Annotated in this window: 11 protein-coding genes and 1 pseudogene; 6 read left to right on the top strand and 6 right to left on the bottom strand. The window is 70.8% G+C overall.

Annotated features, from left to right (window positions below; translation table 11 throughout):
* Positions 1-15: 15 nt before the first annotated feature.
* Genes nudC through AB0M02_RS02660 form a run of 3 tightly spaced genes read right to left on the bottom strand, consistent with a single transcriptional unit; the run spans position 16 to position 3,634 of the window.
* Positions 16-1,011, bottom strand: coding sequence for an NAD(+) diphosphatase (nudC, locus tag AB0M02_RS02670; protein ID WP_364220323.1), 996 nt, complete (start codon positions 1,009-1,011; stop codon positions 16-18).
* Positions 1,008-2,327 (bottom strand): pitrilysin family protein, encoded by a 1,320-nt coding sequence (locus AB0M02_RS02665; protein WP_364220320.1) that lies wholly within the window; start codon positions 2,325-2,327, stop codon positions 1,008-1,010. The genes nudC and AB0M02_RS02665 overlap by 4 nt, the downstream gene beginning before the upstream one ends.
* The gene (locus tag AB0M02_RS02660) at positions 2,324-3,634 is read right to left on the bottom strand and encodes a pitrilysin family protein (RefSeq protein ID WP_364220318.1); all 1,311 of its coding nucleotides are present in this window, start codon (positions 3,632-3,634) and stop codon (positions 2,324-2,326) included. The genes AB0M02_RS02665 and AB0M02_RS02660 overlap by 4 nt, the downstream gene beginning before the upstream one ends.
* 198 nt (positions 3,635-3,832) lie before the next feature.
* On the opposite strand from AB0M02_RS02660, the gene AB0M02_RS02655 reads away from it, so the two are divergent.
* From AB0M02_RS02655 to AB0M02_RS02640, 4 genes are read left to right on the top strand one after another with little or no spacing between them, the layout of a single operon-like run.
* Positions 3,833-4,246 (top strand): Rrf2 family transcriptional regulator, encoded by a 414-nt coding sequence (locus AB0M02_RS02655; protein WP_364220315.1) that lies wholly within the window; start codon positions 3,833-3,835, stop codon positions 4,244-4,246.
* 8 nt (positions 4,247-4,254) lie between these two features.
* On the top strand, positions 4,255-5,316 hold the full coding sequence (locus AB0M02_RS02650; RefSeq protein WP_364220312.1) for an ABC transporter substrate-binding protein: 1,062 nt from the start codon (positions 4,255-4,257) through the stop codon (positions 5,314-5,316).
* A gap of 21 nt (positions 5,317-5,337) precedes the next feature.
* Entirely contained in the window at positions 5,338-6,129 is a 792-nt protein-coding gene (locus AB0M02_RS02645) for an ABC transporter ATP-binding protein (protein WP_364220309.1), read from the top strand.
* Positions 6,119-6,976 carry an ABC transporter permease gene (locus AB0M02_RS02640; RefSeq protein WP_364220306.1) on the top strand — a complete coding sequence of 286 codons (858 nt, stop codon included), beginning with the start codon at positions 6,119-6,121 and terminating at the stop codon, positions 6,974-6,976. Before AB0M02_RS02645 ends, AB0M02_RS02640 begins: the two co-directional genes overlap by 11 nt.
* Here the strand turns inward: AB0M02_RS02640 and AB0M02_RS02635 are convergent.
* A complete protein-coding gene (locus AB0M02_RS02635) occupies positions 6,973-7,812 on the bottom strand; it encodes a hypothetical protein (RefSeq protein ID WP_364220303.1) in 840 nt (279 codons plus the stop codon). The two genes, AB0M02_RS02640 and AB0M02_RS02635, sit on opposite strands and share 4 nt — an antisense overlap.
* Before the next feature lie 100 nt (positions 7,813-7,912).
* Between AB0M02_RS02635 and AB0M02_RS02630 the strand changes: the two genes are divergently transcribed.
* Positions 7,913-8,629, top strand: a complete 717-nt coding sequence (locus AB0M02_RS02630) for a lysophospholipid acyltransferase family protein (protein ID WP_364220301.1) — start codon at positions 7,913-7,915, stop codon at positions 8,627-8,629.
* 304 nt (positions 8,630-8,933) lie between these two features.
* Here the strand turns inward: AB0M02_RS02630 and AB0M02_RS02625 are convergent, their stop codons facing one another.
* Positions 8,934-9,137: a cold-shock protein gene (locus AB0M02_RS02625; protein ID WP_030442529.1), complete on the bottom strand. Its 204-nt coding sequence runs from the start codon at positions 9,135-9,137 to the stop codon at positions 8,934-8,936.
* Positions 9,138-9,361: 224 nt separating this feature from the next.
* Between AB0M02_RS02625 and AB0M02_RS02620 the strand changes: the two genes are divergently transcribed.
* A complete protein-coding gene (locus AB0M02_RS02620) occupies positions 9,362-9,766 on the top strand; it encodes a pilus assembly protein CpaE (RefSeq protein ID WP_364220298.1) in 405 nt (134 codons plus the stop codon).
* A gap of 23 nt (positions 9,767-9,789) precedes the next feature.
* On the opposite strand, the pseudogene AB0M02_RS02615 reads toward AB0M02_RS02620, so the two are convergent.
* Positions 9,790-13,587: pseudogene (locus tag AB0M02_RS02615) on the bottom strand (ATP-dependent DNA helicase); the annotation flags it as partial.
* Positions 13,588-13,590 lie beyond the last annotated feature (3 nt).

Genomic DNA, 13,590 nt, shown 5'->3' with positions numbered 1-13,590 from the left:
CGACTTGGTTGCCACCTAACCGGAGATTTTTTCTTTTTCCTTAAGTCCGTCGTGCAACCACTTCTCGATCAGATAGAAGGCGATCGACGAGGCCATCGGCAGACTCATCGGCACACCCGAGTCCGGATGGACGTAGCCACCGGCGATCATCTTGGCGATCGCGTCGCGGGTGAACCAGTGCGCCTCGTCGATCTCCTCGGGGTCCAGGATCAGCGGCTGCGCCGGGTCAGCGACGGCGTGGAAGCCGAGCATGAGCGAGCCCGGGTACGGCCACGACTGGCTGCCCTCGTAGTGCAGCGCGGCGAGACCGATGCCGACCTCCTCGCGTACCTCCCGGGCCACCGCCGCCTCGGCGGACTCGCCGGGCTCGACGTACCCGGCCAGGCACGAGAACCGCAGCAGCCCGTCCGGCCCGGTGCCCCACGCGGCGTTGTGCCCGAGCAGGCAGCGCCCGCCCGGCCCGGCGGCACCGTCGTGCACCAATACGATCATCGCCGGATCGGTACGCGGCCACATGAGCTGGCCGTCGGAGTCGGCACGGGCCCAGCCGGCCTCGACCGCCACGGTCGGCTTCCCGGTCCGCGGCGAGAACAGGTGACTGATGTGCCAGTTGCCCAGCGCGGCGGCCGCGGTGAACAGCCCGGCGTCCCGGTCGTCGAGCAGATGACCGATCTCGCGCAGGGTCACCCCGCGCGTGTCGCCGTCCGGGACGAGCGGGGCGTTCATGGTCCAGACCGGGGTGCCGTCGACGTCGACGCCCAGGAACCAGCGCTCGGCGTCCGGCGCCTCGGCCGACGGCAGCAGGATCAGCGCGGCGCGGCCGTCGGGCCGGTCGCCGACCAGCGCCCGGCCGCCCTTGGCCAGGTCGACGACGAGGACCTGGCCGCGGTCCCAGGCCGCGGCCAGCCACTGCTCGTCCTTGCGCCGGTGCGCGGCCCGGTCCAGCGTGGTGCGGGCCAGCGGTGGGGTACCGGGCTGCTCGCCCAGATCGGGTTGTTCCGGTTCGGTCACTCTGCGCTGCGCTCCACGGCCGTCAGTACGGACAACTGCGACTCGATCTTGTCAGCGTCGCCGAGGACCACGATCACCGCCCGGGACGGTGCGAGGTACCGGGCCGCCGCGGCGGCGACCTCGTCACGGGTGGCCGCGGTCAGCGACGCCGCGTGCTCGCGCAGGTGGTCGAGGCGGAGCCCGAACCCGGCGTACATGCTGGCCAGGGCGGCGAGGCCGGCCTGGGTGGACATGCCGAGGCGGAGCGTTCCCAGTGCGTACCGGCGGGCCTGCTCCAGCTCCTCCTCACCGGGCGGGAGGCTGGCGATGCGACCCAGTTCGTAGAGCGTCTCCAGCAGCGACGGGCCGGTCACCTCGGTGGCCACCTCGGCCGCGGCGAGCCAGGCGGAGCCGGCCACGAAGTGCTCGACCAGCGAGTGCGAGCCGTAGGTGTAGCCCTTGTCCTCGCGGATGTTCTCCACCCAGCGGGACGAGAAGTAACCGCCGAAGACGTAGTTCGCCAGGGTCAGGGCCGGGTAGTCGGCATCGGTCCGGGCGATGCCGGGCAGTGCCAGCCGCAACGACGACTGCACCGAGCCGGGCCGGTCCACGAGCAGCAGCGGGCCGGTCTCGATCAGCGGGGTCGGCTCGATCGAGCCGTCGGGTGCCGAGCCGGTCCAGCCGCCCAGGGTCTTCTCCGCCGTGTCGATCGCCTGGTCCGGGTCGATGTCGCCGACCAGGACCAGGATCGCGCCCTGCGGGCGGAGCCGTGCGTCGTGCAGGTCGCGCAGCGCGGCGTTCTCGACGCCGCGGACCTCCTCCGGCTCGGGGGTCTGCACCGCGTACGGATGGGTGCCGTAGATCCTCTTCTGCAAGGCCACCCGGGCCAGGTGCGCGGGCTGGCTCAGGGCGACCTGGATGTGGTCGACCAGCCGCTCGCGCTCGGTGGACACCTCCTCCGCCGGATATGTCGCGTCGGTGAGCACCGAGGCGAGCAGCTCCAGCGTCCGGCTCAGGCCGTCGGACAGGGCGTTGCCGCTGATCAGCAGGCGGTCCGGGTCCAGGCCGGCTACCAGGCTGCCGCCCACCGCCTGCAGCTCGGCTGCGATGTCGATGCTCGACATGGCGCTGGTTCCGGTGAACAGGGCCTGGGAGAGCAGCGTCGCCGGTGCCAGCGGCGCCCGGCCGAACGGGATGCGCAGGCGCACCTCGACCAGGGGCACCGCCGAACGCCGGATCGCGATCACGGTCAGCCCGTTGGGCAGGGTGCGCTCGGCTTCCGGGGGCAGGTTGAGCTCGGCGTCCGGCACCAGATCAGGCAGGGTCTTGCTCGTCATGCTCCGGCTCCTCCGGGGATCACTTCGACGGACGCACGGCGCTCCGGCCGCAGGGCCGCTGCCGCGGTGACGATCTGCTTGTCGCCGATCTCGCTGATCAGTTTCGGCAGGTCGTTGAGCAGGCCCGGCCGGCCGCGCTGCAGCTCCAGGACGGCCATCGGCAGGGCGCGGCCGAGCACCGCGTCGGTCTCGTGCAGCAGGCGGGTCGCCATCCGGGCCTGGGTCCGGGCGAGCTCGCCCTCCTTGAGGCCGTCGGTGGTCAGCCGGTCGAGCTCCTCGTCGATGGTCCGCAGGACCTTGTCGGCGTCGCCGCCCGGGGGCAGGTGCGCCTGCAGGAGCAGGGCGGTCGGGTTGCGTACCTGATATTCGTCGCCCATGAAGCCGAGGTAGCCGCCGATCGTGGTGGCCGCGCGGTCGCGCTGGACCAGCCGCTCGACCAGGCGGGAGGCGTCGCCGTCGGTGAGCACCTCGGCGAGCACCGCGAACGGCAGGTACTCCTCGAATGCGCCGATCGGGTCGGGCACCCGCCAGCCGGCCGCGACGGCGGGCAGCGGGGCGATCCGGTCGGTGTACGACGCCCGCTTCTCGGTGGTCAGGTCGGGCTCGAAGAAGTCGGGCAGGGCCGGTGCGGGGCGGGCCGGCACGTCGCCGAAGTGGCGCTCGATCATCGCGGTCGCCTCGGCGACGTCGAAGTCACCGGCCACCGACAGGACCGCGTTGCCGCAGGCGTAGTAGCGGTCGAAGAAGCCCTGCGCGTCCTCGACGGTGGCGCTCTCCAGATCCTCGAACGAGCCGTATCCGTCGTGTGCGTTGGGGAACGTCTCGAACATCACCGGTGGCAGCTTCAGCCAGGGAAAGCCACCGTACGGCCGGTTCAGCACGTTGACCCGGATCTCCTCCTTGACCACGTCGACCTGGTTGCGCAGGTTCTCCTCGGTCAGCCGGGGCCCGCGCATGCGGTCGGCCTCGAGGAACAGCGCGCGCTCGAGGCCGCCGGACGGCAGCACCTCGAAGTAGTCGGTGTAGTCCAGGTGAGTGGAGCCGTTGAAGCTGCCGCCGGCACCCTGCACGTGCCGGAAGTGGGCGAGCTTCTCCAGGTTCGCCGAGCCCTGGAACATGAGGTGCTCGAAGAGGTGCGCGAACCCTGTCCGGCCTTCCGGCTCGCTGCGGATGCCGACGTCGTAGACGACGGCCACACCGACCACCGGGGCGCTGCGATCCGGGGACAGGACCACGCGCAGACCATTGCCGAGGGTGAATCGCTCGACCGGATATTTCGTCGCGGGGATCTTGATTCTGGGCGCCACGGTACGAATCTAGCGTGTCGACGTCGATCCGCGCCGTAGTCGCTTCGCTCACTCTCCGACGACGCTCAGATGACGTGGAGTAAATGTCCCGAATCCCAATCCTTGGTGGCCCCGCCTTGACTCACTAAACCTATCTGATACATCATTCCCATCCAACAGATAGGCAATGCAAGGATTCAGCGGAGGAGGGCGCGCGTCGTGTATGTCTCGGCTCGCACGGACTACGCCGTACGCGCGATGCTCGCGGTCACCGCCGAGCACCCTCGCCTGGTCAAGGCCGCCGGGCTGGCGGCCGCCCAGGACATCCCGCTGAGCTTCCTGCAGGGAATTCTGCTGGACCTGCGCCGCGCCGGGCTGCTGCACAGCCACCGCGGCGTGGACGGCGGGTACGCCTTGGCCCGATCGGCCGAGGAGATCACCGTCGGCGATGTCGTACGCGCCGTCGGGGGTGCCCTCACCACAGTCCGAGGGCTGCCCACGTCCACGGCGACCTACCACGGTGCGGCGACGGCGCTGCACGACGTGTGGATCGCCGTCGAGGCGGCCATCGAGGGTGTGGTCGACCACAAGACCCTGGCCGAACTCTCCAACATCTCAGTGAAACGAAATTAGGAGTGAGCATGAGCTCCCGCACCATACGTGCGCTCGCCCTTGCCACGGCCGCTGTGCTGGCCTCGACCGCCCTCACCGCCTGCGGTGGTTCCGACGACGAGACGGCGGCGCCGAGCGCCGAGGCCCCCGCCATCCGCCTCGGATACTTCCCGAACATCACCCACGCACCGGCCCTGGTCGGCGTCAACAAGGGCTTCTTCACCGAGGCCCTGGGCAGCACCAAGCTCGAGGAGAAGACCTTCAACGCCGGCCCGGCCGCGATCGAGGCGCTCTTCTCCGGCGCGATCGACGCCACCTACATCGGCCCGAACCCGGCGATCAACGGCTGGTCCACCTCCAAGGGCTCCGCGCTGAAGATCATCGCGGGCAGCACCTCCGGCGGCGCCGGCCTGGTGGTCAAGGAGGGCATCAACTCCGCGGCCGACCTCAAGGGCAAGAAGATCGCCACCCCGCAGCTGGGCAACACCCAGGACGTCGCGCTGCGCGCCTGGCTGAAGCAGAACGGCCTGAACGCCGACCAGCAGGGCGGCGGCGACGTCTCGGTACTGCCGCAGGACAACGCGACCGCGCTGCAGGCGTTCGCGCAGGGCGCGATCGACGGCGCCTGGGTGCCGGAGCCCAACCTGAGCCGCCTGATCCAGGAGTCCAAGGGCAAGCTGCTGGTCGACGAGAAGACCCTGTGGCCGAACGGCGAGTTCGTCACCACCCACCTGATCGTCAGCCAGGACTTCCTGAAGAAGTACCCGGGCACGGTGAAGAAGCTGCTGCAGGGCCACGTCAAGTCGGTCAAGTACATCGAGACCAACAACGCCGAGGCGCAGGCCGCCGCGAACGAGCAGATCGGCAAGCTCTCCGGCAAGCCGCTCAAGGACGAGATCCTCAAGGCCGCCTTCGCGAACCTGAAGTTCACCCACGACCCGATCGCGTCCTCGCTCTACACCAGCGCGAAGAACGCCGAGTCGGTCGGCCTGCTCAAGCCGGTGGACCTCAAGGGCATCTACGACCTGACCCTGCTCAACGAGGTCCTCAAGGCTGACGGCCAGCCTGAGGTCAGTGACGCCGCGGCCTGATAAGCCGCAGAGGAGGATTCCGTGAGCCTCGCCGAGACCACGGACGTCGCACAGGGCGCCGGCCGCGACAACGCGGTCGTGCGCCTTGACGGCGTCTCGAAGCAGTACGGGTCGGGCGCCAACGCGCTGCTCGCCCTCGACAAGGTGTCGCTGAGCGTCAGCAAGGGCGAGTTCGTCTGTCTGCTCGGCGCGTCCGGCTGCGGCAAGAGCACGCTGCTCTCGCTGGTGGCGGGGCTCGACCAGATCAGCGGCGGCACCCTGGACATCGACGGCAAGCGCGTCGCCCTGATGTTCCAGGAAGCCGCCCTCTTCCCCTGGCTCTCGGTGGCCGGCAACGTCGAGCTGGCGCTGCGCCTGCAGGGCGTGGGCCGGGCCGACCGCAAGGAGCGGGCGCGGGATCTGCTGGAGATCGTCCGGCTGGGCGGCTTCGGCGGCAAGCGGCCGCACGAGCTCTCCGGCGGCATGCGGCAGCGCGTGGCCCTGGCCCGCGCGCTCGCCCAGAACGCCGACATCCTGCTGATGGACGAGCCGTTCGGCGCGCTCGACGCGATGACCCGCGACATCCTGCACGACGAGCTGGAGCGGATCTGGCGCGAGCAGAACCTGACGGTCCTGTTCGTGACGCACAACGTCCGCGAGGCGGTCCGCCTCGGCGACCGGGTCATCCTGCTGAGCAGCCGGCCCGGCCGGGTCATCGAGGACTTCAAGATCTCCCACCCGCGCCCGCGGCGCATCGACTCGACCGAGGTCGCCGCGCAGGCCGCCGAGATCACCGACCGGCTCCGTGCGGAGGTCGCCCGTCATGCCAACTGAAGTGGCCGCCGACACCATCAGCGGCCTGGACGCTCTGGAGCTCGCCCCGAACCGCGACAAGGGCGCCCTCGGCAAGCGGATCTGGAGCGGCGCCTGGCCGAAGCTGCTCGCCGTGGCGATCGTCATCACGATCTGGCAGATCGTCGTGCTCTCCGAATGGAAGCCGGAGTACGTGCTGCCCGGCCCGCGGACGGTCTTCGCCGACCTCGGCGACCTGATCACCACGGAGGACTTCTGGAGCGGCGTGTGGCTGACCCTGACCAGGGCGTTCACCGGCTTCCTGCTCGCCGTCGCGATCGGCACCGTGATCGGCGCGGCGGTCTCCCGGTTCGCACCGCTGCGCGCCGCGATCGGCTCGCTGATCACCGGGCTGCAGACCATGCCGTCGATCATGTGGTTCCCGCTGGCCATCCTGCTCTTCCAGATCAGCGAGAGCGCGATCATGTTCGTGGTGATCATCGGCGCCGCGCCGTCGGTCGCGAACGGCCTGATCAGCGGCATCGACTACGTACCGCGGACCTGGCTGCGGGTCGGCCAGGTGCTCGGCATGAGAGGGCTTGCCAAGTACCGGCACCTGATCCTGCCGGCGTCGCTGCCGTCGTTCATCTCCGGTCTCAAGCAGGGCTGGGCGTTCTCCTGGCGCAGCCTGATGGCCGGTGAGCTGCTGGTCATCGTGCCGGGCGCGCTGTCCGTCGGCGTACGCATGCAGCAGGCCCGTGACCTGCACGAGGCCTCGCTGGTGATCTGCTACATCATCGTGGTGCTGATCATCGGCATCCTGATCGACCTGCTGTTCAACGCCGCGGACAACGCGCTGCGCAAGCGGTGGGGCCTGACCGGCAACTAGAGCGGCCGGACGGACTCCAGCACGTCCTCGACCACGTAGTCGAACTGCTTGTGCGTCCCCGGGACGGACACGTAGAGCACGGCCGCCGTCGGTTTGCCGACGTCGACGACCGCCACCGCGGAGAGCTCCTCGGTGGCGGTCAGACCGGGCGCCTGGAACCGCAGCCGGAACTCGCTGACCCAGGCGGGCCGCCCGCCGAGCGTGGTCACCTCGTCGCGGATCGGCTCCATCCGGTTCGGCTGCGGGTAGTACTCGGCGCGTGCGTCCGAGGCCACCTGCCGCCCGACACACTCCAGATCCAGCGACACCGCGTCGTTGTCGGCCGCCGGCACCGCCGCGGACAGGATCGAGGCGTGATACCGCCCGCCGCTGTACACCTCGGTCACGAAGTGCTGGCCGACCTTGTAGGGCACCTCCAGCGTCCCGGCACGCCACACCTCGTCCCACGTCACCCAGGGCGCCGGGTACTTCCGGTAGGAGATGCCGGCCTCCTCGTCGACGGTCCGCTCCCCGGTCGCCGACGGTGGTGCGCTGGGAGCCTGGGTGGGCGCCGCGCTCGGTGACCCGGTCGGCGCCGGGCAGGCCATCGCGAGCGGCGGCCGCACATCGGCCGGGGCGGGCGCACGGTCGTCGAACGGGTCACCGTCCGCGCTGAGCAGCACCACCAGCAGGACGGCGAGGCCGACCGCGAGGATCGCACCGGCCACGCCACCGAAGATCAGCAGCTGCCGCCGACGCCGTCGTGGTCCATCAGGCGGGGGCGCCTGTGGCTCTTCAGGCGCCTTCATGGGTACGCCGAGAGCGCCCACCATCCCCGAGGACCACTGTTGGGTCATGAATCCAGTGAACACCACGACCGTCCCACAACCCGGTACGCCTCCCGGTGTTCGGTGAGCGACCCGCGCCTTTCCCAGGAAACTCGGCTACCGTGCTGCCATGGAACTGGTGTATCCCCCGGTCGTCGCCTTGGCCAAGACGATGTTCCGCGTGCTCGACCTGAAGATCCAAGTTGACGGCGGCGAGCACATCCCCTCAAGCGGCGGGGCGGTGCTGGCCAGCAACCACTCGAGCTACCTCGACTTCATCTTCTGCGGCCTGGGCGCGCAGCCGGCCAAGCGACTGGTGCGCTTCATGGCGAAGAAGTCGGTCTTCGACCACAGGGTGAGCGGCCCGCTGATGCGCGGCATGCGGCACATCCCGGTCGATCGCAAGGCCGGCACGGCGGCGTTCCGCGAGGCCACCGAGGCGCTGCGCAACGGCCAGGTGGTCGGCGTCTTCCCGGAGGCGACGATCAGCGAGTCGTTCACCATCAAGGGACTCAAGTCGGGCGCCGCGCGGATGGCGCAGGACGCCGGCGTCCCGCTGATCCCGATGGCCGTCTGGGGCCCGCACCGGCTCTGGACCAAGGGCCGCAAGAAGGAGCTCACGAAGCGCCACGTGCCGGTCCTCATCAAGATCGGCGAGGCGGTCCACATGCCCGAGGGCGCCACCCCCGAGGCGGTCACGGCGCTGCTCAAGGAGCGACTGACAGGCCTCCTCGACGCCGTCCAGAAGGCCTACCCGGAGAAGCCCTCCGGCCCGGACGACCGCTGGTGGCTCCCCGCCCACCTCGGCGGCACCGCTCCCCTGCCCCCCACCGCAGCCCCCGTCTGACCCCCACCACAGCTCCCCGTTTCCGCCCTCGCCCCGGCTCCCGTCCGCCCTTCGCCCTGCTCGGATCTTGGTCCCTCCCGCCGGCTACCGGCTCAGACGCCCAAGATCTGGACCTGCTCAGGACCTTGGGCGCGCCAGCCGGCCACCCGCGGGCCCAGACGCCCAAGACCTACGTTGAGGGCGGGCCCGGGGCCCAAAGATTTGCTCGCCCGGGACGCGAACGGCGCCGCACCCCCGGAGGGGTACGGCGCCGATCTTCAAGCGTTGCCGGCCACCCGGGGCGGTCGGCGATGAGTTGTGATTTTCAGACAGCGCGGATGTTGGCGGCCTGCGGGCCCTTCTGGCCCTGGGTCACCTCGAACTCGACCCGCTGGTTCTCCTCCAGGCTGCGGTAGCCCGACATCTGGATCGCGGAGAAGTGGGCGAAGACGTCGGCGCCGCCGTCGTCGGGGGTGATGAACCCGAAGCCCTTGTCCGCGTTGAACCACTTCACAACGCCGGTAACCATGCTCGTCTCCTCGACGGTCGATCGTTCCCGCCCATTATGGACGGGAACGAGATAGTAAGACCCGCATTCTGCGGGGCTCGTGTCGCCGTACTGATCGCCCGTACCGGAGAAACCCGGGTTACGACAAAGAGCGCCTGGGGCAGACTTCCCCACAGGCGCTCCTGAGTACTTGGGAACCAAACTGACAACGCTGACGAGCCTAGCATGGTCGAGGAGGCCCCGAAGTGCTCGGCGTACAAGTAGCGCGGCAGCTCAAAGCCGCCGGACTGACCTGGAAGCCCCGTCTCGGTGACCGGTTCGCGATCCCGGACCGTGACCTGGACGACGAACTGTTCGTGCTCAGCAACATGACTGTCCAGGTCCATGACCGCCCGGAAGGCCGGATCATCGGCTTCAACGGGACCACGGAGTGGGCGCTCGACGACGTCGAGATCGAGGAGACCATCTGGCTGCCGCGCGAGGACCAGCTGCGCAAGCTCCTGGGCGCGACATTCCGGTCACTGCATCATAAGAACAACACCTATGAGGTACGCGTAGAGCTCCTCGGCCAGTCCCACACGTTCCGTGGTGGCACTGCTGAGGACACGTACGCTGCGGCTCTGCTCCATCTCCTGGCGGCCGCTGCCTGACACGGCCGTCAGAGGGACTCGGCGGGGATCTCCTCGATGAGCGCGGAGAGGGCGGCGGCGTCCATGAGGTCGGCGGGCCGGACGGTGACCTGCTCGCCGACGTAGTGGAAGCCGGCCCGCACCCGGTGGATCGGCACGCCGGCCAGGGACGCCCAGGCGACCCGGTACGCGGACAGCTGCACCGCGGCGGCCTCGGCCTCGGCGCCGGAGGGACGCCGGCCGGTCTTCCAGTCGATCACGTCGAAGCGGTCGCCCGGGTCGGCGAAGACCGCGTCCATCCGCCCGCGGATCACCACACCGGCGACGGTTGTGGCGAACGGCACTTCGACCTCGATCGGGGTCCGGTCGGCCCACTCGCCGGTCAGGAACGCGTCCTGCAGGGCGGCCAGTTCCTCGTCACCGGCGGCACCGTCGTCGGCCGCGCCGGGCAGCTCGTCGATGTCGATCAGCCGGGCCGAGCCGAATCGCTGCTCCAGCCAGGCGTGGAAGGCGGTACCCCGTCGTGCCTGTGGCGCCGGCCGGTGCGGCAGCGGACGGCGCAGCGACCGTGCCAGCGCCTGCGGGTCGCGGCGCAACACCACGAGCTGCGAAACGGACAGGTGCGGCGGCAGCGCCACCTCGATCGGCCCGTCGTGCCGGGCCCGCTCCTCCCGCTCCGCCAGCAGAAGCCGAGCCTCCCGCCGCCAGCGAGCAATATCCGGATCCTCAGCCTCCGCCACCCGATCCGCCTCCTCAGCCGCCACCCCCCTCCCAGCCCGATCCACCCCGGGACCGCCCGCCGTGGGACCGCCCGCCGTGGGACCGCCCGCCGTGGGACCGCCCGCCGTGGGACCACCTGTCGTGGGACCACCCGTCATAGGACCACCCGTCGTGGGACCGGACGCCACGCCGTCGCCCACCGTGGGACCAGCCGCCGTGGGATCGGCCGTCATAGGAGCGGCGGGCGTGGGAGCGGCGGGCGTGGGAGCGGCGGGCGTGGGAGCGGCTGGTGTGGCGCCGGTTGGCTGTTCCGCGCGGTCCGGCACGTCTGTGGTGGCGGCGGTGGGCTGGGTGGGCACGCGGTCGCTGCCGGCGGGAGTGGTCTCCCGGGGCGGGGCGGATGGGGTGGGCTGGTCGTGGCGGGTGTCGTTTGGGCGTACATCCCAAGGGGTTTGATGGGGAATGCGGCCTGGACCGGCGAGACCAGCCAGATCGGCAGCCAGGCCGGCCCGGGCTCCGACGTCCGGATCCGACGACGCCAGGTCGGCGAAAGCCTCGGCCACGGAGGCGTCCGGGTTCTCGATCATGCGGCGGATGAGGTCGGCGGCGGCTGCCATCGCGGGACGGCGAATGCCCAGGGGATCGGAGGGCCACTCGGCGTTGGACACCACGCGGTCGCTGGGATTGGACTCGTCGGGGGCGGGCTCGGGAGTCCAGACGTCGACCACGCCGGCGCCCTCCGCACAGGCCGCGCGGATCTCGTCGAGGAAGACCGACGGGCCGCGGGGTCGCTTCACGCCGTCGCCCCACCAGTAACCGGAGCAGAGCAGCAGCCGGCGCGGGCGTGTCACCGCGACGTAGGCCAGCCGGCGCTCCTCCCGCTCGTCGTGCTCACGCCAGGCGCGGCCGAACGCGGTGACCGCCGCCGCCACGTCCTTCTGCTCGACGGCGTCGCTGAGATCGAGATCGGGGAGGCCGGACGAGTCGCCACGCAGCGGGAACGGCAGCACGCCGATGCCGCCCAGATAGTGGTCGGAGCTGCGGGACAGGCCCGGCCAGACGCCACGGCAGAGGCCGGCGGCGGAGACGACGTCCCACTCCAGGCCCTTCGCGGCGTGTGCGGTGAGGATCTGCACGGCGCCCTCGACCACGTCGACCTGGCCGGGTTCCAGGCCGCGTTCCTCCTCCTCGGCGGCGGCCAGGAAAGCCAGGAAGCCGGCGAGGGTGCCGGTCTCGTTCTCGCTGGTGTACCGGGTGGAGGCGTCGCCGAGCGCGTCCAGGTGCCCGCGGGCCAGACCGGCGTCCCCGGCCGCCCAGCCACGGACCGCGACCTCGACGTCCAGGCCCATCGTGCGTTCGATGTCGGCCAGCAGATCCGGCAGCGGCTGGTCCAGGCGCTGCCGGAGGGCGCTCAGCTCACTGCTGTACGCCCGGAGCCGCGCATAGCCCTCGGTCGAGTACTGCTGAGGCATGCCGAGGTCGGCCATCGCCTCGACCAGCGTGGCGTCGTCCAGACGGTCGGACATGACGGCTTCGGCGTCCTCGGCCGGCCTGGTTCGTGCGGCGGCGATCGACCGGGCGCGCCGGTGCAGAGCGACCAGGTCACGGGGGCCGATCCGCCAGCGCGCGCCGGTGAGCAGCCGCAACAGCGAGGCGCCGTCGGTCGGGTCGGCGAGCACCCGGAGTGTGCACACGACGTCGCGTACCTCGGGGGTGTCCAGCAGACCACCGAGCCCGACCACCTCGACCGGCAGGCCACGGGCCCGCAGAGCCTCCTCGATGACCGGGATCTGGCTGCGCACCCGCACGAGAACGGCGCTGGTCGGCCGGCGTTCGAGGGGGATCTCCTCGGGCAGGACGGTCGGCATGCCGGCGACGAGCCGCCAGGCGGTCAGCATCGAGTCGGCGATCCAGTCGGCCTCGTCGGCGTACGTCGGAAGCAGCGCACATGTCACCGTGCGCCCGCCGACGGCCTCGGCCACCCGCTCGGCCGCCTGCAACACGCCGACCTGCGCCTGAAGCGGGGCGGCGAGCGTGTTCGCCACCCGCAGGATCTCCGGCCGGTTCCGCCAGCTGCGGGTGAGGCTGCGCACCCAGGCGCGGCGGCCCTCGCGGTCGGTGAACTCGTCCGGGAACCGCTCCAGGGTGCCGGCCGAAGCACCACGCCAACCGTAGATCGACTGGCACGGGTCGCCGACCGCGGTGACCGGGTGCCCGCCGCCGAACAGGTTGTTCAGCATCGTGACCTGGGCGTGGCTGGTGTCCTGGTACTCGTCGAGCAGCACGATCCGGAACCGGCCGCGCTCGATCTCGCCGACCTCCGGATGGTCGCGGGCCACCAGCGCGGCCCGGGCCATCTGATCGCCGAAGTCCATCGCCTCGACGTCGAGTTTGCGCTGTTCGTAAAGTCGCACCAGAGGTAGCAGCGTGAGCCGGTGCTGCTGGCGCCGCAGCATCTCGGAGACGTCCTTGTAGACGCGACCCGGGTACTCCTGGACGTCGGCGAAGAATCGGCCGGTCCAGGCGGCCAGGTCACCGGGACTGACCAGATGCTCGGCCAGCTCGGAGGAGAGCGCGAGCACGTCGTCGGTCACCGTGCCCGGGGCGCGGTTCAGGCCGGTCATTTCTCCGGTGTACGAGCGTACGAGCGAATCGACGATCTGCCACCGCGCGGCCTCGGTGAGCAGCCGTGCGGACGGCTCGAACCCGGCCCGGAGCCCGTGTTCGGTGACGACCCGTGCGGCGTAGGCGTGATACGTCGAGATGGTCGCCTCACCCGCGAACGCGTCGTCCCGGCCGAGGCGGCGGATCAGCTGGCCGAGACGGGTACGGACCCGGTGGGCCAGCTCGCCGGAGGCCTTGCGGGTGAAGGTGAGGCCGAGGATCTCGCCGGGGTGGGCGTACCCGTTGGCGACCAGCCACACCACCCGCGAGGCCATCGTCTCGGTCTTGCCGGACCCGGCGCCGGCGACGACGAGCAGCGGCTCGATCGGGGCAGCGATGATCGCTTCCTGCTCCGGGGTGGGTGGCGGCAGACGAAGCATCCGGGCCAGCTCACGCGGGGTGTAACGCGGGCCGGCATCGGCGCGGCGACGCGGCCGCGGGGTTTCGGTGGTCGTCATCGG

The sequence above is a fragment of the Actinoplanes sp. NPDC051861 genome (assembly GCF_040681145.1).
In the GTDB taxonomy this organism is placed as follows: domain Bacteria; phylum Actinomycetota; class Actinomycetes; order Mycobacteriales; family Micromonosporaceae; genus Actinoplanes.
Note: the sequence above shows the minus strand (reverse complement) of the source record. Positions and strands in the feature narration are given on the sequence as shown.

Excerpts from the sequence above, each read along its gene's own strand:
- AB0M02_RS02665 (WP_364220320.1), bottom strand. The coding sequence starts at position 2,327 with ATGACGAGCAAGACCCTGCCTGATCTGGTGCCGGACGCCGAGCTCAAC.
- AB0M02_RS02650 (WP_364220312.1), top strand. The coding sequence starts at position 4,255 with ATGAGCTCCCGCACCATACGTGCGCTCGCCCTTGCCACGGCCGCTGTG.
- AB0M02_RS02640 (WP_364220306.1), top strand. The coding sequence starts at position 6,119 with ATGCCAACTGAAGTGGCCGCCGACACCATCAGCGGCCTGGACGCTCTG.
- AB0M02_RS02635 (WP_364220303.1), bottom strand. The coding sequence starts at position 7,812 with ATGACCCAACAGTGGTCCTCGGGGATGGTGGGCGCTCTCGGCGTACCC.
- AB0M02_RS02630 (WP_364220301.1), top strand. The coding sequence starts at position 7,913 with ATGGAACTGGTGTATCCCCCGGTCGTCGCCTTGGCCAAGACGATGTTC.
- AB0M02_RS02625 (WP_030442529.1), bottom strand. The coding sequence starts at position 9,137 with ATGGTTACCGGCGTTGTGAAGTGGTTCAACGCGGACAAGGGCTTCGGG.